This window comes from Bacillus sp. 005/A4HT-01/001 (assembly GCF_004634445.1).
In the GTDB taxonomy this organism is placed as follows: Bacteria; Bacillota; Bacilli; order Bacillales; family Bacillaceae; genus Bacillus; species Bacillus altitudinis.
The window spans coordinates 1-19344 of record NZ_SEIZ01000002.1; the positions used below are offsets into that span (position 1 = coordinate 1).

The following is a 19344-nucleotide window of genomic DNA, read 5'->3' on the forward strand; positions in this document are numbered from 1 at the left end:
GCGGTTGTGGCGAAGTGGTTAACGCACCAGATTGTGGCTCTGGCACTCGTGGGTTCGATTCCCATCAATCGCCCCATACATATTTTTGCGGGTGTAGTTTAGTGGTAAAACCTCAGCCTTCCAAGCTGATGTCGTGGGTTCGATTCCCATCACCCGCTCCATTTGCATATCGTTCATGGGCCTGTAGCTCAGCTGGTTAGAGCGCACGCCTGATAAGCGTGAGGTCGGTGGTTCGAGTCCACTCAGGCCCACCATGACTTTCCGCAGTAGCTCAGTGGTAGAGCTATCGGCTGTTAACCGATCGGTCGTAGGTTCGAATCCTACCTGCGGAGCCAAATGGAGAAGTACTCAAGTGGCTGAAGAGGCGCCCCTGCTAAGGGTGTAGGTCGCGCAAGCGGCGCGAGGGTTCAAATCCCTCCTTCTCCGCCATTTTTCTGGCCCGTTGGTCAAGCGGTTAAGACACCGCCCTTTCACGGCGGTAACACGGGTTCGAATCCCGTACGGGTCATTTTTTAAAGAGGTCTAATAAAGACCTCTTTTTTATTTTCCGCAAAACGAAAGACCGCCATCATAGCGGTCTTTTCTTACATATTCATGGAATAGATCGTATAAGACAAGTATGTCGCAAAGAATCCCCATAAAACATAAGGAATCAATAAAATTGGGACAACATTGCTTAGTTTACGTGAGACGATGACAAGCGCGAGTGCTGTCAGTGCTACAAGCAGGCAGTCAATCGTAGCTGCAAATAAATCTTTTTGTGTAAATTGAAAAAAGCTAAAGGCTTGATTGAATACATAATTTAGAAGAAAAAGAATCCAAAATGGTAATGTGATTTTTTGAAAACCATACTTTGCATAAATGATGGCGGCAGATAACGAAATGAGGGCGAATAAGACAGCCCAGACCGCACCGATGACACCACCACTAGGTGTCCATTCAGGTTTATTTAGTGCGTCATACCATTCTCTGTCGATAGGGAACAGGAACCCTGCAATAGAAAATAATGCGTATGTAATAAAGAAGACGATAACCGCCCAAATGATACTTTTTTTAGCCATCCAGAAATCTCCTCCCAATCAATTCACTCTTCAACTTATTTCCCAATTATTACATGATATAAACATCAAGCCCCCAATATGTGGGGACTAATGATTTTTTTTAGTATAAGGTTCTTCTTCGTACGGCTTCAAGTCACCAAACACCGTCATGACACCTTCTTCATCTAATGCTTCTTCATAAGCTTCGTGTGCTTTATTTGGATAGACCTTGCTTGCTTTACCTTCAATATCAGCAGCTGCAAATCCTTCGTAGTCTTCCACATAATCTTCATCTTCTGATTGTGTATACACATCATCGTAAGTCAATGGAGGAAATTCCATATCGGATGGGGTATCAGAGTTTCCATAGCGTTCTACATCTTGGTAGGCATCTTCGCCATCATATGCAGCACTTTCTTCATTTTCAAATTGCCCTGAGGGCGGACTTAATAAGTCCTCTTCAATGGGACGGTTTTGTGAAACAGTCTGTTCTTTGGAATGCTCTGTGCATGTGACGGCGGTGGGAAGGGCTTCTAAGCGTTCTTTAGGAATAGGGGCTTTACACACTTTACACAAACCATAAGAGCCGTCTGCCATTGCTTGGAGTGCTTCATTGATATCGGACAGATGCTCATGTTCCAAACTGTTTAAGGCAATGTCTTTTCCGCGTTCGAATAGTTCTGTTCCTTGGTCGCCAGGGTGGTTATCATAGGCTGACAGTTCGCCCACTGAATCATAAGGAAATGATACTTTCTGTTCATCGTCATGGCTTTTGGCTTCAATTTCTTGTTTTTCATCGAGAAGTCGCTGCTTCAACTGATGTAATTCGTTTTTAGATAACAAAGCGATCACCCTTTCATATCAAACATATTGTTAGTATGAGCAAATTTTTATGTAAGACTTGTGCCAATTTGAAGCAATTCTTCAATAAAAAACGCCTGCGGCTGCAGGCGTTTCGTGTTATGCGAGATAGTATTGTAAGATCAATGCGATCGTTAACAGGAAACCAAAAAACGTATTGGTTTGTGCTGTCGACTTCATGGCATTCATTAATTCAATTGGTTTTTCTTTTTGCTTAAATTCTTTAATGGCTGTATAAGCTTTTGGCACACTGAGTAAGACAAGAAGACTCCAAAGACCCACGATATCCATAAAGATATAAACAAAAATGAGTACATATGAGATCACAAACATGGAAAGTAGGATGTTGACGGCCGCTTTACGTCCAGCTAGGATAGCAAGTGTCTTTCGTCCATTCTCTTTATCACCGTCTAAATCACGGATATTGTTCGACAGTAAGATGGCACCAACTAAAATAGAGATGGGTAATGAAATGAGCACAGCTTTTGATGTCAATGTTCCTGTTTGGATATAGAAACTAATTAAAATGATGCCTAGTCCCATAAAAGCACCTGATACAAGTTCTCCAAATGGTGTATAAGCAATTGGTACAGGACCGCCGGTATAAAAATAGCCTGCTGCCATACAAATTAGTCCTATGAGTGCAATCCACCAGCTAGACATCATGCAAATATAGATCCCAAGTAATAAAGAAAGCGCGAATAAGGCATAAGCGAGGCCTAAAACTGTTTTTGGTTTTACACCGTTTCTCACGATCGCTCCGCCGATACCGACAGATTTCTCATTGTCCAATCCGCGGACATAATCAAAGTACTCATTAAACATGTTCGTTGCAATTTGGATAAACATCGATGCAAATAGCATAGCTAAAAATAGCCCAACATGTATTTGACCACTCGGAAGTGCTAGGACAGTTCCTAAAGTAACGGGAATAAATGCCGCTGTTAATGTATGCGGTCGTAGTAAATTCCACCAAATCCGCCAGTTTTTATCAGGCTTAATTGGTGAAAGCTGATCTGATATCGATTGATGCTGCATAGAATATACTCCTTTAAATAAAAAAATACGTACACGTCCAAATTCCAGTTTAGCAAAGTTCAAAAAGGTGTCAATATATTGATGCGATGAAACAAGAAAAAGATGTTTGCTAATCGTTCCCATCTAGAGAGAAAGCTTGATCTTCGAACAGGTCTTACCATTTTTTAAGGGATGTTCTCATTTCAATAACCGGGAGCGAAAAAATCTTGAAAGCGTGATATAATAAGGATTCGAGGTTTTAAAAGCTGTTTTCTTTACTAAGTTCATCTGTTAAGGTTTATAATAGAAAAGCAGGTCATTCGACATACTCGAATGTTCATGTATTTTTTTACATGATGGTTTTATTTTTATATGTTATTTCATGGATTTTGGAGGAATGTATCATGGTGACAACAGTGCAAAGTACTTTCCGGCAGGAAGCGCTTGCGACATTAGAAGAAGCGAATAACGTCAACCATGCTGTTTTGATAAGCTACTCCAGAAGAGTTGACGATCTGGATCCTCTTGCCTTTTTCCAAAGCGGCGAAGCGGATTTTTTAGGCGAGCGGTTTTTTTGGTCTGATCCAGAAAGCCAAATGATATTTTCTGGACTTGGCAGAGCGGCCGTGATTAAATCATCAGAGCAAGGCAAAGAACGATTCAATATCGTCCATCAAGAATGGGAGCAGCTGAAACAGCATATGTTCCATTTTCATGATGAGAAGGAGTTAAAGCAAGCGGCAGTTGGTCCGCTTTTATTTGGAGGATTTTCATTTGATCCATATGAAGAGAAGGCGCGTCACTGGGAAGCATTTGGCGAGGCTCATTTTTTTGTGCCATCGATGATGCTGACTGTTTCAAAAGAAGGCACGTTTCTAACGATCAATGAATGGAACGAGGTGGACGGGAATGTTCATCAGCTCATTCAAGAGTTAGAACAGAAAGCTTCTAATTTTGATGCATTGCCTGTCAGAAATCATGGACAAGCTGAGCTTGTTCATATGGAAGAGTTAGATGTCCAGGAATGGATGAAAGCAATCCATGAAGCGACAGAACACATTCGTGTGAACGAATATGAAAAGGTTGTTTTAGCAAGAGAAGTCTTGCTTCACTATAAAAATCAAATAGAACTCGCTCCACTATTAGCAGAATTACTAAAACATCAAACAACGAGTTATGTATTTGCTATAGAGCAGGGAAGACAAGCATTTGTCGGGGCGACGCCTGAACGTTTAGTGAAAAAAAGCGGTGGTGAAGTCTTTTCATCGTGTTTGGCAGGTTCCATTGTACGTGGTCAAAATGAAGTAGAAGATCAGGCACTAGGTGAGGAACTGCTTCATGATGAGAAAAATTTGATTGAACATCAAATTGTCGTGAATATGATTGAGCAGGCATTTGAAGCAAACTGCCATCATGTGCATAAGCCAAATCAACCAAGTCTTTATAAAACGAAAAACATTCAGCATTTATTTACACCCATTGTGGGAGAAATTAAAAGCAGCTGTTCACTCTTTTCATTAATTGAACAGCTTCATCCAACACCAGCGCTTGGAGGATATCCTAAGGAAAAAGCGGTAGAGGTGATTCGTGAAATCGAACCGTTGAAACGCGGTTGGTATGCGGCGCCAGTGGGATGGATTGATTCTAAGGACAATGGAGAATTTGCTGTCGCCATTCGATCAGGTCTTATTGAGGAAGACCAAGTTCGTTTGTTTGCTGGATGTGGAATTGTAGAGGATTCCCTTGCAAAACAAGAGTATGAAGAAACGCAAGTGAAATTAAGACCAATGCTGTCTGCTCTTGGAGGTCGTCCTATTGAATAATCAAATCATGACAAGATATATTGGCAGATTAATGGATGAATTTGTGCAAAGTGGTGTGAAGGAGGCAGTTGTTTGTCCTGGCTCCCGTTCAACACCGCTTGCGATGCTCGCTCTTGCTCATCAAGAAATCAATGTCCATGTGTTAGTGGATGAACGGTCTGCTGCTTTTTATGCACTGGGTCTTGCGAAAGCGAGCCAAACACCAGTGCTACTCATTTGTACATCAGGTACGGCAGCAGCTAACTTTTACCCAGCTGTTGTCGAGGCACATTATTCCCGGGTACCATTGATTGTTTTAACTGCTGATCGGCCGCACGAATTGAGGGAGGTTGGGGCACCTCAAGCGATTGATCAGCAATTCTTATTCGGTAAGTTTGTTAAATGGTTCACAGACTTAGCCTTGCCAGAAGAAAGCCAAACGATGCTGCGGTATGTCCAAACTGCTGCTGCTAGGGCAAGTCATGTGTCAACGCAGGAGCCAAAGGGACCAGTTCAGGTGAATGTGCCGCTGAGAGAACCATTGCTACCTGACTTGTCTATTGATCCTTTTGATAGAGAAGAAGGAGTTGCGAACAAAGTTTTAGCAGCAGGTCAAGCTCGTCCGGATGATCGGGTTATGTCAGAATTAGTGTCTATCATGAACAAAGCGGCAAAAGGAATTATTGTTGCTGGTGAACTTCACTCGCCGGAAGAGCAGGCGTCAGTGTTACGTCTTGCAAAAGCTTTGCATCTGCCTATTTTAGCTGACCCACTTTCTCTTTTGCGAAATGGACATGAAAGTGAAGAATACATCATAGATGCATACGATTCTTTGTTAAAAGATGAGGCATTGCAGCAGCATCTCTTGCCTGAAATGGTCATTCGTTTTGGACCGATGCCTGTGTCTAAGCCTTTATTTAAGTGGCTAGAAAAGCATGCGGAAGTGAAGCAGATTGTCGTCGATGCTGCGGGTGGTTATCGAGATCCTGGTTTAAGCGCATCATACATGATTGAAAGTCATGTAGCCTCTTTTGTAGAAGAAGTCTTGATGAGAGCGGAAAAGCGTCAGGATACATCTTACTTACGACGCTGGCAGAGTGTCAATTCATCTTTTAGAATGCATGCAAATCAATACAATGATGAGGACCTGACATTTGAGGGAAATGTCTATCGTCAGCTGCAGCACCTTTTGCCAAAAGAGAGTGTGCTCTTTATCGGAAATAGTATGCCTATTCGAGATGTCGATACCTTTTTTGAAACGCAGTCAAAACCGTTTCGGATGATGGCGAATCGCGGAGCAAATGGCATTGATGGTGTTGTGTCCACAGCTCTTGGAACATATGTAGCCTTGAAACAACCCATCACTTTAGTCATCGGCGATTTGTCTTTTTACCATGATATGAACGGTCTTCTTGCAGCTAAGCTAATGGACATTCCGCTCACGGTTGTGTTGTTAAACAATGATGGTGGAGGAATCTTTTCTTTCCTTCCGCAGGCATCCGATGAACCGTATTATGAAAAGCTCTTTGGTACGCCGACTGGGTTGAATTTTGAGTATGCATCAAAGCTATATGGGGGAACCTATTCGAAGCCGACAACGAAAGAAGAGTTAAAAGATGTGTACTTGGCGCATATCCAAGAACCAGGGCTTCATTTAATTGAGATTGAAACTGACCGGCATTCTCGCGTTGGCAAACATCGCCAAATGATGGACGAGATATTGAGGGAAGTGAAAAAAGAATGCCTTCACTCATAATACGAATGCACGATGGTGTGGCGTATGAGGTGATAGACCATAACCCATCTGCTGAAAATGCCACGTTATGTTTACATGGCTTTACAGGGAGTGCAGCTTCTTGGGCTTTTTTGAATACTTATACACAAAAACATACGAGATTGATTCAGGTCAGCTTGCTTGGACATGGCCGCACAGACTCACCAAAGAGTATAAGAAGATATGCAATGTCCCAGCAGCTGACAGATCTTGCTGAGATTTTAGATCAATTAAAGCTTCACAAAGTGAACATTCTCGGATATTCTATGGGAGGGCGTATTGCTTTATCATTTGCCTCCCGTTATCCAGAACGTGTAAACAAACTGATTCTTGAGAGTACATCTCCAGGGCTGAACTCTTTTAAAGAGCGGATGGAGAGGCTGAATCATGATCATCAGCTAGCTCAAAAGATCAGACATGAAGGATTAGCGCAGTTTGTGGATTTTTGGGAGAACATTCCGCTGTTTGCTTCGCAGAAATCCTTGCCAGCGGACAGGCTAACGCAACTGAGAGAGGGAAGGCTAAAAGCCGATCCTAACGGGCTGGCTCGCAGCTTAGAAGGTATAGGAACCGGTTCACAGCCGTCTATGTGGCAAGCATTAAAGCAGATAAAACAGCCTGTTTTACTCATTTGCGGAACACTTGATAAAAAGTTTTGTCACATCGCCAAACGTATGCAGCAGGCGCTTGAATACAGTCAATTCACAGTAGCAGAGCATGCCGGGCATACAGTTCATGTGGAACAACCACATTTTTTTGGTAAAATAGTAAGTGAGTTTATTTTATCGCAAGATTAGAGGAGGAAATATTGATGGCTATTGAATGGCAAACTGAGCGTCAGTATGACGAAATTTTATATGAAACATATAATGGGATTGCAAAAATCACCATTAACCGTCCGCACGTACATAATGCCTTTACACCAAAGACCGTAAGTGAATTAATTGATGCATTCTCACGTGCTCGTGACAATTCAGATGTTGGTGTCATTGTCCTTGCAGGTGCTGGAGGTAAAGCATTCTGTTCTGGTGGAGACCAAAAAGTACGCGGTCATGGTGGCTATGTAGGAGACGATCAAATTCCGCGTCTAAACGTCCTAGACTTACAGCGTTTAATTCGTGTCATTCCAAAACCAGTTATTGCGATGGTTGCGGGCTATGCGATTGGCGGCGGGCATGTGCTTCATGTCGTGTGTGACCTCACGATTGCAGCAGACAATGCGATTTTTGGACAAACAGGACCAAAAGTGGGCAGCTTTGATGCTGGTTATGGATCTGGCTATCTTGCACGTATTGTGGGTCATAAGAAAGCAAGAGAGATCTGGTACTTATGTCGTCAATACAATGCACAAGAAGCGCTTGATATGGGACTTGTCAACACAGTTGTACCATTAGAGCAGCTGGAAGAAGAAACAGTGAAGTGGTGTGAGGACATGCTAGAAAAGAGCCCGACTGCATTACGATTCTTGAAAGCTGCATTTAATGCGGACACAGATGGATTAGCTGGTATTCAGCAATTTGCAGGAGATGCGACCCTTCTTTATTACACAACAGATGAAGCAAAAGAAGGACGCGATTCCTTTAAGGAAAAACGGAAGCCAGACTTCGGTCAGTTCCCTCGTTTCCCTTGATTCAATGATATGGATGAAAACAGCTTAGTGCATCAGACTGAGCTGTTTTCTTTTATGAAAAGGAGGTGTCATGATGAAGCAACCCAATTGGCTGCTGCACCGTGCGTATTTAACGCCAGACCGGGTCGCACTCATTTATCAAGACAAAGAGTGGACATTTCGTGATTTAGCGAATGATGTAGACCAACTTGCGAATCGACTGACACGTGCACCTTTTAAAAAAGGAGATACGGTTGCGATTTTAATGAACAACCATCCTCACATGGTCATGCTTGTTCACGCTTGTTTTTTATTAGGCTTCAAGATTGTGTTATTGAACAATAAGTTAACAAAAGCAGAGAGACGTTTTCAGTTGGAAGATGCGAAAGTCATGGCTTTATTAACAGAGCCTGCATATGCAAATGAGCATCATGGTGATTTACCTGTTTATACAATAGAGACTTTACCTGATGCAGATCATGATATGGAAAAGAAGGTCGTACATGATATTGATTTAAATGAGACGGCGACGATTATGTATACATCTGGAACGACAGGACGCCCTAAAGGGGTGGAGCAAACGTTTGGCAATCATTTTCATAGTGCTGTTTCCTCGGCATTGAATTTAGGGATCAGGGAGGATGACCGCTGGCTCATTGCCTTGCCTCTTTTTCATATAAGCGGTTTATCCGCTATATTTAAATCTGTCATATACGGTATGACTGTCGTGCTTCATCAAAAGTTTGATGTCGATGAAGTCAAGAATGCTATTGAACAGCATCGAGTGACGATGTTGTCAGTTGTTCAAACCATGCTGTCCCGTTTATTAAGTGGACTTGAAGAATGTCCGTCTTCTTTGCGCTGCCTGCTGTTAGGCGGAGGCCCTGCGCCTTATGCGATGCTTCAAGAGAGTAAGGAGAAAGGATTTCCTGTGTTTCAATCGTACGGTATGACGGAGACCTGCTCGCAAATTGTGACACTTGCGCCAGAATTTAGTGTGGAAAAGCTTGGATCAGCGGGAAAGCCCCTTTTTGGGTGTGAATTAAAGATTCAAGATGAGGACCGTCCGTGTCGTCCTTTTGAGCATGGTGAAATCATGGTAAAAGGTGCAAATGTCATGAAAGGCTACCTTTATCGTCAAGAGGCAACAGCTGCTGCATTTGAGCAGGGTTGGCTGAAAACGGGTGATATTGGCTATGTAGATGAGGACGGATTCTTATTTGTGCTTGATCGGCGGTCAGACTTAATTATTTCTGGCGGAGAAAATATTTATCCAGCAGAAATTGAAGCAGTTCTTTTAACACATCCAAATGTAAAGGAAGTCGGAGTGACGGGTATATATGATAAAAAATGGGGAGAGGTACCTGCTGCCTTCCTTGTGACAGATGAGCAGATTCCGGAGAATGAGCTCTATGCTTTATGTCAGTCGCAATTAGCCAAGTATAAATGGCCCGCCGCTTTTCACTTTGTGGATGAGCTGCCAAGGAATGCGTCGAATAAATTGCAGAGGCACAGACTCAAATCAAAGGGGTTTTTAGATGATTCAAATTGAACGTGTGATCTTATATCATGTCACGATGAAACTCAAACAGCCATTTACAACGAGCCTTGGGACCATTTCAGAGCGTGAGTTTATTATTGTCGAGGTCAAAGATCAAACAGGATTAACTGGATGGGGAGAGGTATCTGCCTTCTCTTCTCCGTGGTATACAGAAGAAACCATCGAGACCTGCTATCACATGCTCAGGGCTTTTTTTATCCCGAACGTGCTGACCCGATCTTTTACACATCCTTCGGACATACCAGACAGCTTGTACCATTTTAAAGGCAATAGAATGGCCAAAGCGGGAATTGAGGCAGCTGTGTGGGATATTTATGCGAAGCGAGAAAATAAGTCCTTACGTGACGTCTTAGGCGGTACTAGAGATAGAATTCCATCTGGTGTCGTTGCGGGGTTAGGACCAATAGATGATATGATTCAGCAAATCGAGCAATTTGTTGATCAAGGCTATCAGCGTGTGAAAGTGAAGATTAAGCCGGGACAAGATATTGGACTTCTACAAAAGATAAGGGAGTCTTTCCCTCATCTTCCGTTAATGGCGGATGCAAACTCTGCTTATGAATTAAAAGATATTAGCAAACTGAAGCAGCTCGACGATATTCGTTTATTAATGATTGAACAGCCTTTAGCCGCAGATGACATTGTCGATCATCGGCATTTGCAAAAACATTTAAAAACACCAATCTGTTTGGATGAAAGTATTTGTTCTTTAGATGATGCGAGAAAAGCTGTAGAACTTGGAAGCTGTCAGATTATTAATGTGAAGCCTTCACGAGTTGGAGGGCTGACTGAAGCTCTTAAGATTCATGCGTTCTGCAAGGAGCAGCAGATTCCGTTATGGTGCGGTGGAATGATTGAAACAGGCATTTCTCGCGCGCAAAACGTGGCCCTTGCATCACTCCCGCAATTTACGATTCCTGGGGATATTTCAGCATCGTCGAAATATTGGGAGCAGGATATCATTTTTCCTGAAATTAAAGTTGAAAATGGGTTTATTGAGGTGCCTCGTTCTCCAGGTATGGGTGTAGAAGTTGATTATCAAGCGCTTCGTTCTTTCTCAGATAAAATTGATGTGTTTACAAAACATGATTTTGTGAAATGAAAACGAATGAATCGCCATTTGCACCATCCATAGAACCACTGTATAGTTGAGGAAAGTTTTTCCTTCCTGTCTGAACAAAAAGAAAGAGCGGTTATCCGCTCTTTCTTACTCTTCTACAAGCCCGCTGTCGTAAGCAAGCTGTCCAATATACTGATGCATGTCATTGGGCATGTCGGAAACATGTCCGTATTCATAATCCCAAAGATTTAAAAAGGAGTGAGCTGCTTGATAAAATGCAGCCTCGTCCGCGTCCTGAATTTCTTCAAGAAACGTTTGAGCAAGCCGATCGTTTTTCAAAGCGAAGCGCCTCCTTTAATGAGACTTAAAGGTCTTGAGGTTTAAACGTTTTACAGTCAGTTTCTTCACTTTTCTCAGCGGTATTTCCTGTATGGCTGACGACATAAATTGCATCTGCACCACAACGATTTCCAGTATTCCAGTAGGAACAGTTGTTTACTTCACAAAGGATTTTTTGACTCATACAGATGACCTCCTTTTAAGTATGTCTTTCATTTATTAATGTAACCGAAGCACGGGTCGTTCATTCATGTTAATCTTCCTGACGAATATAACGCTTATCTTTCATAAACAATTTCCAGAAGAAGTAGAACCCAGGGAATAGGATGATAAACCCTACAATATACGTAATAAATAATGCCCTAAATGTGACGGGATCTGTAAACCCAGACATGATGGTAATATCAGGATAGGCCATATAGGGCAAATGCGCATGTCCATACACATAGCTTGCTAAGAAATATTGAATTGTAATGGCGATAACCGCTAAACGTGGTCTCCCTTTCCGATGTTTAAAGCGACTGTTTGGTAAAAATAGAGCCAAACCTGCAAGCAAAAACATGAGTAGAGAAACAAGAAGGATCGGGATGTTCTGCATCATTTTTGTGAACAGCCAATTGGCCTCACTTCTCAGTGTGAGCATGATAAAGAAAGCCATCATGAGAGAAAGCGGACCTGTAATCAGTGCTCCTCTTCTATAAATGTTATAAGCCTCATCTTCGTTTGCAACATTAGAAAAATCAGCTAAAAGCAAAGATGAGAGGAAAAGGGTACTGAAAATCGCAAAACCTACGAAAGAATAGACATTTGCGCTTGTAAAGACCAATCCTAAATCTAATGAGTAGACATTATTCTCCTGAAAGATGAATCCACCATGTGTAATGGGGAGAACCATGATGAGGATGGACGGAATAATAAAGCCGCTAATTCCTGAAATATATGTCACGGCTTTTCTATATTTTTTAGGCAGTGAATGAGAGAAGACGAGAAATCCGCTTCGCAGTGCAAGAAGCAACAAAATAATGCTGCCGGGTATTAATAGAACAGTGCCTAGCACAAATGTTGCACCTGGAAACAGGCTAAACAAGGCAACGACGATGGCCACAATGAAGACGTTTGTTACTTCCCAAGTGGGAGAAAGATACTTATTTGCGATATTTGCGGCCTTTGTCTGCTCTTTGTTCATGTAAATCATTGACCAAAATCCTGCACCGAAATCCATTGATGCCATCACTGCATAGATAAACACGAATCCCCATAAGATGGTGATTGCAATGAGTGCATCAGTTGTTACATCCATTTGCATCAAGATCGCTCCCTTTTTAAGATTCTGTTAACCGTAAGTCTTCTTCAATTGAATGTTTTCTAAAGTAGTACGTCAGTACAATCACAGTTGCGATGCCTAAAATGAGATAGACAATGGCAAAAAGGATGAAAAGTGTACCGATAGATCCTGATGATGTGACGACTTCAGAGGTTTTGAGCATTCGATAAATCACCCATGGCTGACGGCCTGTACAGGCAAAGATCCAGCCAAATTCAATCGCCAAAAGACTAAGAGGCCCGCCAAATAAATAAAGGACAAGCAGCCATTTTGGATAATGGTCGCGTTTTAAAATTTTGCGGTAAAACAGTGCTAACACAGCAAAGAAAATGAGCAATGAGCCGATAATGACCATTCCGTTAAATAATGTGTGAATAAATAAAGGCGGCCACTCGTCTCTAGGAAAATCATTTAACCCTTTAACCACAGTATCAAAGCTATTTCCTGCAAGAAAACTAAGCGCCCAAGGGATTTCGATTGCTCCTTTGATTTCTTGCGTATTGGCATCAGTAAAACCGCCAATGGCCAGAGGCGCATGTGATTGCGTTTCAAATAAACCTTCAGCACCCGCTAATTTTTCAGGCTGATATTCATACAGAAGCTGAGCTGATTCGTGACCGTTTAAGGCTGTGAGAAAAGAGAAAAGTCCACCAACAATCAGTCCAAGAAAAAGGGCTTTTCGATGAAAGGTATAGAGCTTTTCGTTTTTTCTTGTTTTCAACATTTTAAATGCAGCGACAGAAGCAATGACAAAAGCGCCTGTTGTAAAAGCAGACAGTACTACATGTGTAGCAGTGACAACAAAACTTGGATTAAAAAAGGCCTTCCAAGGTTCGATATTCGTTATTTCTCCATTGACCATTTGAAAGCCAGCGGGTGTTCCTTCAAAAGCATGTACGTTTGTAATGAGAATCGCTGAAGCTGCTGCACCAATGACAACGAAAATAACGGTAATGATGCGCATGGCTGGTGATAAACGATCTGCTGCGTACACATAAATAGACATAAATAATGCTTCAATAAAGAAAGCATAAATTTCTATTTGAAATGGCAGTGACATGACTTTTCCGATGACCTCCATAAAACCAGGCCATAGAAGGGCAAGCTGCGTACCAGCAATGGTACCGGTTGGAATGGCAACACCTAACAGAACAGCCTGCGCTTTTGTCCATCGTTTGGCCATGATGGCATAATGCGGGTCCTTCGTTTTTTGAAAGATGAGTTCAGCTAACAAAATCATTAGCGGGATGCCTACGCCAAGCGAGGCATAAATAATATGGAAGCCCATTGTTGTGCCGAACAGACTTCTAGCTAAAACGAGATCAGTCAATTTTTTCTCCGCCTTTCTTATCGCATCTCTTTTGATGGTGTTTATTATTCTCCACCATTTTTAGATTATTCTTCCTGACTAAGAAAGCTTGTTTTTTGACAAGTTGTAAAAGAGGGAGTAGAATATAATTATAAAACGTAATCGTTACGTTTTAATGATGAAGGGAGTTTTGACATTGAAAAGAGATATTCATCCAACCTCACATGAAGTTGTATTTATGGACGTTAACAGCGGTTACCGCTTCTTAAGTAGATCAACAAAGACATCACATGAGACCGTAGAGTGGGAAGATGGGAAGACTTATCCTGTCATTAAAGTAGAGACAAGCTCTGATACGCATCCATTTTATACAGGACGCCAGAAATTCGGAGAAAAAGGCGGCAGAGCGGAGCAGTTTAAGAAAAAATACCAAATGTAGACAAAGAAACACACCTGATCATGGTGTGTTTTTTTGTGCAGTAAAAAACCCCGGCTGATCGCACGGGGTTCATGAATTCATTCAACATTTAAAGCTGTTTTTAATGTGTTTAAATTTTGTTTCATTAAGCTGACATAGCTTTCGCCATTTTTAGCATCATCTTCTGTAATGGATTCTAGATTTTTCAGTGTAAGGCTTTTTGCCCCAATTTCACTGCGAATCGTATCTGATACTTTACTGCTGACGTTATTTTCAAAAATGACATACTTGATGTGATGCTTTTCTGCCTGTTGTACGATATTTTCAAGCTGTTTTTGGGAAGGCTCTTCAGAAGCAGAGAGTCCTAGTACACTGATTTGCTCAATGCCATAGCGTTTTTCCCAGTAGCCGTATGCTGCGTGAGAAACGAGAATTTCTTTATGTTCTGCTTTAGATAACGTTGTTTTGAATTCCTGATCTAACGATTGTAATTCTTTTTTTAGTGATTCATAGTTTTTTGTATATTCGTCTTTATGATCTGGATCTAGTGAAACGAGTGTGTCTTTAATGTTTTTTGCCATTTGCTGTGCATAAACAGGGTCTAGCCAAGCATGGGGATCTTTATCTCCGTGGTCGTGTCCATCATGGTCATGATCTTCACCTTCATGATCGTGATCATGGTCCTCACCTTCTTCATGAGCATGTTCTTCTTGTGTTGATAATAGCTTGATGCCTTCGGCTGCTTTCACTGTTTTCACGCCTTGGTCTTTTAACGTAGAAGCCGTTTTATCAGCAAATGCTTCAGCACCTGTTCCGCTGTAAATAAAGGCATCTCCTTCAGCCATTTCAACCATCGTTTTTGAACTTGGTTCAAAGCTGTGTGCATCTGCATTGGCAGGGTACACACTTTGAGCGTTCACGTGAGAGCCGCCGATTTTTTCAGTGAAATCTTGAATAGGGAAGATCGTCGTGTAAATGGTTAATTTCCCGTCTGCTTTTCCTTTTGAAGCATTTGTCCCCGCACTGCTTGAGCAAGCGGCAAGACCGACCGCTAATAAAGCAGCTGTTAAAATAAAAAAGATTTTTTTCATCTAAGAATGTCTCCTCTCAACCTATTAGATAGAAATGATTACGATTTAATGTCCTGAGTTATTGTATCGTAATAATTACGATTTGAAAAGAGGAAATTAAAAAATTTTCATCAGAAGATGTTTCCTCTAAAAAAATAGACGTCAAAACGTGACGAAATTTAAAACATTGTGCTATATTTATTTTTAAAAAAAGAAAAAGGAATGGACAAACTTATGAAACTTTTAGACGAAATCATCGAATATAACCAACAATTTATTGAAGAGAAGCGATATGAAGAGTTTACAACAACGAAGTTTCCACAGAAAAAAGCTGTCATTCTATCATGTATGGATACAAGACTTGTTGAACTGCTTCCGCGCGCCATGAACATGAAAAATGGAGATATTAAAATTGTCAAAAGTGCTGGCGCTCTTGTTTCTCACCCATTTGGAAGTATTATGCGAAGCATTTTAGTGGCTGTTTATGAATTGAATGCTGACGAGGTGTACGTCATTGGGCATCACGATTGTGGTATGAGTAAAATAGACAGCGAAACACTCTTAAATAAAGCCATTGAGCGTGGTATTCCAGAAAAACGAATTGAAGTACTGGAATACTCAGGAATCGATTTTAAACAGTGGCTCAAAAGCTTTAGCTCAGTTGAAGAAAGTGTGAAAGACAGTGTATCTGTCGTTAAAAATCATCCGCTTCTTCCATCTAATGTGCCTGTACATGGTCTTGTCATTGATCCTGGAACAGGTAAGCTTGACGTAGTTGTCAACGGTTATGAAGAAAAGTAAGTTATTTTTCCTTTTTAGGCGGGACCGGATCCATGCCTCCAGGATGCAGCGGGTGACATTTTAAAATTCGCTTAATCGTGAGCCATCCGCCTTTTAAAGCGCCGTGCGTTTTGATCGCCTCTAGCCCGTAGTTTGAGCAAGTGGGGTAAAACCTGCAGCTCGGCGGTGTTAGAGGGGAAATGCATTTTTGATAAAAGCGAATGATGCCGATAAAAATTTGTTTCATAGAGGTTCCTCCTTGTCTGTCTTTTCACAGTATAAGAAAAAAGGACAAGGAAGGGAAGTTTTATAAACTAAACTGGTCGGAACAATATGTTATAATATAGGAAATTGCAATTATAGGAGTGGTGATTAATGCCTTCAGTTGAAAGCTTTGAACTTGACCATAATGCTGTAAAAGCACCTTACGTTCGTCATTGCGGCGTTCATAAAGTGGGATCAGATGGGGAAGTGAACAAATTTGATATCCGTTTTTGTCAGCCAAACAAGCAGGCAATGAAACCTGATACGATTCATACATTAGAGCATTTACTTGCGTTTAATATTAGAACACACTCAGAGAAATACGATCATTTTGATATCATCGATATTTCTCCAATGGGCTGCCAGACTGGCTACTATTTAGTTGTCAGCGGTGCACCGACACCAAGAGAGATTGTTGAACTGCTTGATGCAACATTCAAAGATGCAGTGGAAGTAACAGAAATTCCTGCTGCAAATGAAGAGCAGTGTGGTCAAGCGAAGCTTCATGATCTTGAAGGAGCAAAACGTTTAATGCGTTTCTGGCTGTCTCAGGATCAAGAAGAGCTATTAAAAGTATTTGGATAATCAGTAAGATGATGAACCGGACATATTGAATGTCCGGTTTTTTATATGAAATGAAATGAGAGCTGTTAAAATAGGGGATATTTGTTAAAATGGACATGTCAGTAAAAAAAGGGGGATACACGAATGCGGAAAATGGTAGGAATCATTTTGATGCTCGCATTACTTAGTGCATGTGGAAACTCGGCAGCGAGCAATGACAAGGGAGAAGTGCCTGAGCTATTAGAAGTCAAACTAACAGGGCCGGAGCAAGTGGAGAAAAATGAAAACGTTATCGTAAAAGCAGCTGTCACATATGGTGATACGCCTGTTGATGATGCAGATGATGTTGAATTTGAAGTGTGGAAAGATGGCGACAAGGATAACAGCAAGATGATTCAGCCAAAGAAAAAGGAGAAAGGTGTATATGAATTGCATACAGCTTTCAAACAAGATGGCCTTTATATCATACAAGTCCATGTGACAGCTAAACAGCAGCATAATATGCCGAAGACAAACATCCATGTAGGTGATGTGAAAAAAGAGAGTTCATCTACTGAAGAAGAAGATACCTCACATCATTGAAAGCGATTTTATTTTGGGTTAGGACGTTGGTTTGGTTCAGCATCCTGTGGTGAATCGACTTTATGCTTGTAATCATAAGCCTTTGATGTCGTCCACAGTGATAAAAAGACAACGATTGAGATAATGATAAAGCTGATAATCCCAAGTAACAGCATCTAACTCCCTCCTTATTTCCATATTAACATATATTTCATGCGGTCAAAATAGAAGAAAATGATGGCAGGTTTCAGTATAATAAAAAAAGGGTAATCCCATACTAAACGCAACTACATAAGGAGGAATCAACATGTCTGAAAAATTATTAAACGTCGTCAATAAACAAGTAGCAGATTGGACTGTGCTTTACGTAAAATTACATAACTATCACTGGTATGTAAAGGGAAAAGATTTCTTTACACTCCATGAAAAATTCGAGGAATTATATACAGAAACAGCCACTTATATCGATGATTTGGCTGAGCGTATGCTCGCATTAAATGGACAACCTGTTGCGACAATGAAAGAGTGCTTAGAAATTTCTAGCATTCAAGAAGCGGAAGGCAATGAATCAGCCGAGCAAATGGTGAAAAATCTGTATGATGATTTCTCTAATATTGCAGAAGAACTTAAGCGAGGCATGGAGCTGGCTGCAGAAGTTGGCGATGAAACAACAGGCGATATGCTGCTTGCGATTCATCAATCCATTGAAAAACACAACTGGATGCTAAAAGCATACTTAGGATAAGCGAATGTGAAAGGAATGTCGATCATCAAACAGATCGGCATTCTTTTTTTGTGGATTTGTGACAGACAGCCCATTGAATTGATGGGGCTTTCAGCCGAAGAGAAAAGGGAAGGGAGGGGAGAAGATGTCCTCAATTGCAGGAATGATGAGCCAGCAAGTGGCGAGTATTCAAAAAACACTTAATATCAGTTTATTGAATTCACAGCTTGCCACGAACACAGCCCAAGCCATGGTGATGCTCGATCAAGTGCAGCAGCAGCCTCAAGCTGTTCAGCCCAAAGATTCAGATGCTACGTTTATTGATGTCAGAGTTTAACCAAGAAAGCCGCCGTCACAGGCGGCTCTTTTTATGCGCTTCACGAATTTTTTGAACAGCTAACCATGCCTTTATTTTTTGTCGTCCAAGCTATTCATCAAATGCGGCATATACTATTGAGGTAAGAAGTTCCACTATGAAAGGATGTTGATGCCAAGTGAGCAAGGATTTAGGCATCTTTTCGTTGTTTACAGTCAGTTTGTCGGCAATGGGCTTTCTGTTTGGTGGAGCAGGATATTTACTCATGATATTAGTAACACTAATGGCTATTGAATTAATTTGTTCAAGCCTAAGGGAATCTGTGACTGGACAACTTACGATGAAGCGTTTTTTGACCAGGCTTGTTCGAAAGGTTGTGACGATCTCTTTAATATCCATGGCACATTTCTTCGATGTCATGCTGAAGACTGGGGGGACAATTAAGGATTTAGCGCTCATCTTTTATATTATTTATGAATCGTACCAGATTGTCTCAACAGCCAGAGCTCTCGGAATTCCCATTCCACAGTTGTTTATTGATGTGTTAGACATGATTAAAAATAAATTGCGCAAAAAGCCGTAATTTCTTCATATCTGGTCATACTAAAGGAAAAAGGATGAATCAGATGGCGACACACACATACTATGTATCCGTTCAAGACGGATCAATCTCACAGCACAGAGACGCGGCTGCTTGGCAATTTCAGATAGAAGCAGATGATGACCAAATCTTGCAGTTAAGAGAGTATTTTGATGAACAGTATATGACAGATTGGAAAGGTTTCTTTCGGGCGCATGTTCCATTTCTTGAATATCATTATGATAGTCCAAACGACGAAATGGATAGGAAAAGAAAAGAAATTTACTCCATGATTCATGATCTCGGTAACGAAGAGACAAAGAACTTTATTGAGACCAATGGACTGATGAATTGAAAAAGCATGTAGACAA

General features: G+C 41.3%; 24 protein-coding genes and 6 tRNA genes. 20 read left to right on the forward strand and 10 right to left on the reverse strand.

What is annotated here, in order from left to right:
- From ES896_RS05505 to ES896_RS05530, 6 genes are all read left to right on the forward strand, one after another.
- A tRNA-His gene (locus ES896_RS05505) sits at positions 1-76 on the forward strand.
- Between the two features lie 11 nt (positions 77-87).
- A tRNA-Gly gene (locus ES896_RS05510) sits at positions 88-161 on the forward strand.
- Positions 162-177: 16 nt separating this feature from the next.
- Positions 178-254: transfer RNA gene (locus ES896_RS05515), tRNA-Ile, on the forward strand.
- Positions 255-260: 6 nt separating this feature from the next.
- Positions 261-335 (forward strand) — tRNA-Asn (locus ES896_RS05520).
- A gap of 3 nt (positions 336-338) precedes the next feature.
- Positions 339-429 (forward strand) — tRNA-Ser (locus ES896_RS05525).
- 7 nt (positions 430-436) lie between these two features.
- Positions 437-508, forward strand: a tRNA-Glu gene (locus tag ES896_RS05530).
- 76 nt (positions 509-584) lie between these two features.
- On the opposite strand, the gene ES896_RS05535 is transcribed toward ES896_RS05530, so the two are convergent.
- From ES896_RS05535 to ES896_RS05545, 3 genes are all read right to left on the reverse strand, one after another.
- Positions 585-1061, reverse strand: a complete 477-nt coding sequence (locus ES896_RS05535) for a TspO/MBR family protein (protein WP_008342900.1) — start codon at positions 1059-1061, stop codon at positions 585-587.
- Positions 1062-1148: 87 nt separating this feature from the next.
- On the reverse strand, positions 1149-1883 hold the full coding sequence (locus ES896_RS05540) for a TraR/DksA C4-type zinc finger protein (protein WP_017367914.1): 735 nt from the start codon (positions 1881-1883) through the stop codon (positions 1149-1151).
- A 117-nt stretch (positions 1884-2000) separates the two neighbouring features.
- Positions 2001-2939 carry a 1,4-dihydroxy-2-naphthoate polyprenyltransferase gene (locus ES896_RS05545; RefSeq protein WP_017358382.1) on the reverse strand — a complete coding sequence of 313 codons (939 nt, stop codon included), beginning with the start codon at positions 2937-2939 and terminating at the stop codon, positions 2001-2003.
- A 383-nt stretch (positions 2940-3322) separates the two neighbouring features.
- On the opposite strand from ES896_RS05545, the gene ES896_RS05550 reads away from it, so the two are divergent.
- The 6 genes from ES896_RS05550 (at position 3323) to menC (ending at position 10766) form a co-directional block, all read left to right on the forward strand.
- Positions 3323-4741 (forward strand): isochorismate synthase, encoded by a 1419-nt coding sequence (locus ES896_RS05550; protein ID WP_039168306.1) that lies wholly within the window; start codon positions 3323-3325, stop codon positions 4739-4741.
- Complete coding sequence (gene menD / locus ES896_RS05555; protein WP_135226537.1) at positions 4734-6476, forward strand: 2-succinyl-5-enolpyruvyl-6-hydroxy-3-cyclohexene-1-carboxylic-acid synthase; 1743 nt, start codon at positions 4734-4736, stop codon at positions 6474-6476. Before ES896_RS05550 ends, menD begins: the two co-directional genes overlap by 8 nt.
- Positions 6461-7291: a 2-succinyl-6-hydroxy-2,4-cyclohexadiene-1-carboxylate synthase gene (gene menH, locus ES896_RS05560; protein WP_135226538.1), complete on the forward strand. Its 831-nt coding sequence runs from the start codon at positions 6461-6463 to the stop codon at positions 7289-7291. The genes menD and menH overlap by 16 nt, the downstream gene beginning before the upstream one ends.
- Before the next feature lie 14 nt (positions 7292-7305).
- Complete coding sequence (gene menB / locus ES896_RS05565) at positions 7306-8124, forward strand: 1,4-dihydroxy-2-naphthoyl-CoA synthase (RefSeq protein WP_008342913.1); 819 nt, start codon at positions 7306-7308, stop codon at positions 8122-8124.
- Between the two features lie 70 nt (positions 8125-8194).
- Positions 8195-9655, forward strand: a complete 1461-nt coding sequence (locus ES896_RS05570) for an o-succinylbenzoate--CoA ligase (protein ID WP_072368493.1) — start codon at positions 8195-8197, stop codon at positions 9653-9655.
- On the forward strand, positions 9642-10766 hold the full coding sequence (gene menC, locus ES896_RS05575; protein ID WP_008342917.1) for an o-succinylbenzoate synthase: 1125 nt from the start codon (positions 9642-9644) through the stop codon (positions 10764-10766). The genes ES896_RS05570 and menC overlap by 14 nt, the downstream gene beginning before the upstream one ends.
- Before the next feature lie 105 nt (positions 10767-10871).
- On the opposite strand, the gene ES896_RS05580 is transcribed toward menC, so the two are convergent.
- From ES896_RS05580 to ES896_RS05595, 4 genes are all read right to left on the reverse strand, one after another.
- The gene (locus tag ES896_RS05580) at positions 10872-11063 is read right to left on the reverse strand and encodes a hypothetical protein (RefSeq protein ID WP_017358376.1); all 192 of its coding nucleotides are present in this window, start codon (positions 11061-11063) and stop codon (positions 10872-10874) included.
- 25 nt (positions 11064-11088) lie between these two features.
- On the reverse strand, positions 11089-11247 hold the full coding sequence (locus ES896_RS05585; RefSeq protein ID WP_008342921.1) for a DUF1540 domain-containing protein: 159 nt from the start codon (positions 11245-11247) through the stop codon (positions 11089-11091).
- 69 nt (positions 11248-11316) lie between these two features.
- Positions 11317-12363 carry a cytochrome d ubiquinol oxidase subunit II gene (locus ES896_RS05590; RefSeq protein WP_169476099.1) on the reverse strand — a complete coding sequence of 349 codons (1047 nt, stop codon included), beginning with the start codon at positions 12361-12363 and terminating at the stop codon, positions 11317-11319.
- Between the two features lie 22 nt (positions 12364-12385).
- On the reverse strand, positions 12386-13717 hold the full coding sequence (locus ES896_RS05595) for a cytochrome ubiquinol oxidase subunit I (protein WP_017358375.1): 1332 nt from the start codon (positions 13715-13717) through the stop codon (positions 12386-12388).
- 175 nt (positions 13718-13892) lie between these two features.
- Here ES896_RS05595 and ES896_RS05605 point away from each other — a divergent pair, with 175 nt between their 5' ends.
- Positions 13893-14135 (forward strand): type B 50S ribosomal protein L31, encoded by a 243-nt coding sequence (locus ES896_RS05605; RefSeq protein WP_017358374.1) that lies wholly within the window; start codon positions 13893-13895, stop codon positions 14133-14135.
- Positions 14136-14212: 77 nt separating this feature from the next.
- Here ES896_RS05605 and ES896_RS05610 read toward each other — a convergent pair whose 3' ends face one another.
- Positions 14213-15205, reverse strand: coding sequence for a metal ABC transporter solute-binding protein, Zn/Mn family (locus tag ES896_RS05610; RefSeq protein WP_024719324.1), 993 nt, complete (start codon positions 15203-15205; stop codon positions 14213-14215).
- 213 nt (positions 15206-15418) lie between these two features.
- Between ES896_RS05610 and ES896_RS05615 the strand changes: the two genes are divergently transcribed.
- Positions 15419-15985 (forward strand): beta-class carbonic anhydrase, encoded by a 567-nt coding sequence (locus ES896_RS05615; protein WP_135226539.1) that lies wholly within the window; start codon positions 15419-15421, stop codon positions 15983-15985.
- Between the two features lies 1 nt (position 15986).
- On the opposite strand, the gene yidD is transcribed toward ES896_RS05615, so the two are convergent.
- Positions 15987-16211, reverse strand: coding sequence for a membrane protein insertion efficiency factor YidD (gene yidD / locus ES896_RS05620; RefSeq protein ID WP_008342933.1), 225 nt, complete (start codon positions 16209-16211; stop codon positions 15987-15989).
- A 128-nt stretch (positions 16212-16339) separates the two neighbouring features.
- Between yidD and ES896_RS05625 the strand changes: the two genes are divergently transcribed.
- The gene (locus ES896_RS05625) at positions 16340-16813 is read left to right on the forward strand and encodes an S-ribosylhomocysteine lyase (protein ID WP_008342935.1); all 474 of its coding nucleotides are present in this window, start codon (positions 16340-16342) and stop codon (positions 16811-16813) included.
- A 123-nt stretch (positions 16814-16936) separates the two neighbouring features.
- Positions 16937-17374: a FixH family protein gene (locus ES896_RS05630; RefSeq protein WP_008342936.1), complete on the forward strand. Its 438-nt coding sequence runs from the start codon at positions 16937-16939 to the stop codon at positions 17372-17374.
- 8 nt (positions 17375-17382) lie between these two features.
- Here the strand turns inward: ES896_RS05630 and ytzI are convergent, their stop codons facing one another.
- Complete coding sequence (ytzI, locus tag ES896_RS05635) at positions 17383-17529, reverse strand: YtzI protein (RefSeq protein WP_017358370.1); 147 nt, start codon at positions 17527-17529, stop codon at positions 17383-17385.
- Positions 17530-17660: 131 nt separating this feature from the next.
- On the opposite strand from ytzI, the gene ES896_RS05640 reads away from it, so the two are divergent.
- The 4 genes from ES896_RS05640 (at position 17661) to ES896_RS05655 (ending at position 19328) form a co-directional block, all read left to right on the forward strand.
- Positions 17661-18098, forward strand: coding sequence for a Dps family protein (locus ES896_RS05640; protein WP_007501934.1), 438 nt, complete (start codon positions 17661-17663; stop codon positions 18096-18098).
- A 124-nt stretch (positions 18099-18222) separates the two neighbouring features.
- A complete protein-coding gene (locus ES896_RS05645) occupies positions 18223-18414 on the forward strand; it encodes a hypothetical protein (RefSeq protein ID WP_008342942.1) in 192 nt (63 codons plus the stop codon).
- Positions 18415-18571: 157 nt separating this feature from the next.
- Positions 18572-18976, forward strand: coding sequence for a phage holin family protein (locus ES896_RS05650; protein WP_008342944.1), 405 nt, complete (start codon positions 18572-18574; stop codon positions 18974-18976).
- A 43-nt stretch (positions 18977-19019) separates the two neighbouring features.
- The gene (locus tag ES896_RS05655; protein WP_017358369.1) at positions 19020-19328 is read left to right on the forward strand and encodes a hypothetical protein; all 309 of its coding nucleotides are present in this window, start codon (positions 19020-19022) and stop codon (positions 19326-19328) included.
- Positions 19329-19344 lie beyond the last annotated feature (16 nt).

Coding starts and splice junctions, on each gene's coding strand:
- ES896_RS05585 (WP_008342921.1), bottom strand. CDS start 11,247: ATGAGTCAAAAAATCCTTTGTGAAGTAAACAACTGTTCCTACTGGAAT.
- ES896_RS05615 (WP_135226539.1), top strand. CDS start 15,419: ATGAAACTTTTAGACGAAATCATCGAATATAACCAACAATTTATTGAA.
- ES896_RS05630 (WP_008342936.1), top strand. CDS start 16,937: ATGCGGAAAATGGTAGGAATCATTTTGATGCTCGCATTACTTAGTGCA.
- ES896_RS05640 (WP_007501934.1), top strand. CDS start 17,661: ATGTCTGAAAAATTATTAAACGTCGTCAATAAACAAGTAGCAGATTGG.
- ES896_RS05545 (WP_017358382.1), bottom strand. CDS start 2,939: ATGCAGCATCAATCGATATCAGATCAGCTTTCACCAATTAAGCCTGAT.
- yidD (WP_008342933.1), bottom strand. CDS start 16,211: ATGAAACAAATTTTTATCGGCATCATTCGCTTTTATCAAAAATGCATT.
- ES896_RS05645 (WP_008342942.1), top strand. CDS start 18,223: ATGTCCTCAATTGCAGGAATGATGAGCCAGCAAGTGGCGAGTATTCAA.
- ES896_RS05625 (WP_008342935.1), top strand. CDS start 16,340: ATGCCTTCAGTTGAAAGCTTTGAACTTGACCATAATGCTGTAAAAGCA.
- ES896_RS05535 (WP_008342900.1), bottom strand. CDS start 1,061: ATGGCTAAAAAAAGTATCATTTGGGCGGTTATCGTCTTCTTTATTACA.
- menB (WP_008342913.1), top strand. CDS start 7,306: ATGGCTATTGAATGGCAAACTGAGCGTCAGTATGACGAAATTTTATAT.
- ES896_RS05570 (WP_072368493.1), top strand. CDS start 8,195: ATGATGAAGCAACCCAATTGGCTGCTGCACCGTGCGTATTTAACGCCA.
- menC (WP_008342917.1), top strand. CDS start 9,642: ATGATTCAAATTGAACGTGTGATCTTATATCATGTCACGATGAAACTC.
- ES896_RS05610 (WP_024719324.1), bottom strand. CDS start 15,205: ATGAAAAAAATCTTTTTTATTTTAACAGCTGCTTTATTAGCGGTCGGT.
- ES896_RS05590 (WP_169476099.1), bottom strand. CDS start 12,363: ATGGATGTAACAACTGATGCACTCATTGCAATCACCATCTTATGGGGA.
- ES896_RS05550 (WP_039168306.1), top strand. CDS start 3,323: ATGGTGACAACAGTGCAAAGTACTTTCCGGCAGGAAGCGCTTGCGACA.
- ytzI (WP_017358370.1), bottom strand. CDS start 17,529: ATGCTGTTACTTGGGATTATCAGCTTTATCATTATCTCAATCGTTGTC.
- ES896_RS05655 (WP_017358369.1), top strand. CDS start 19,020: ATGGCGACACACACATACTATGTATCCGTTCAAGACGGATCAATCTCA.
- menH (WP_135226538.1), top strand. CDS start 6,461: ATGCCTTCACTCATAATACGAATGCACGATGGTGTGGCGTATGAGGTG.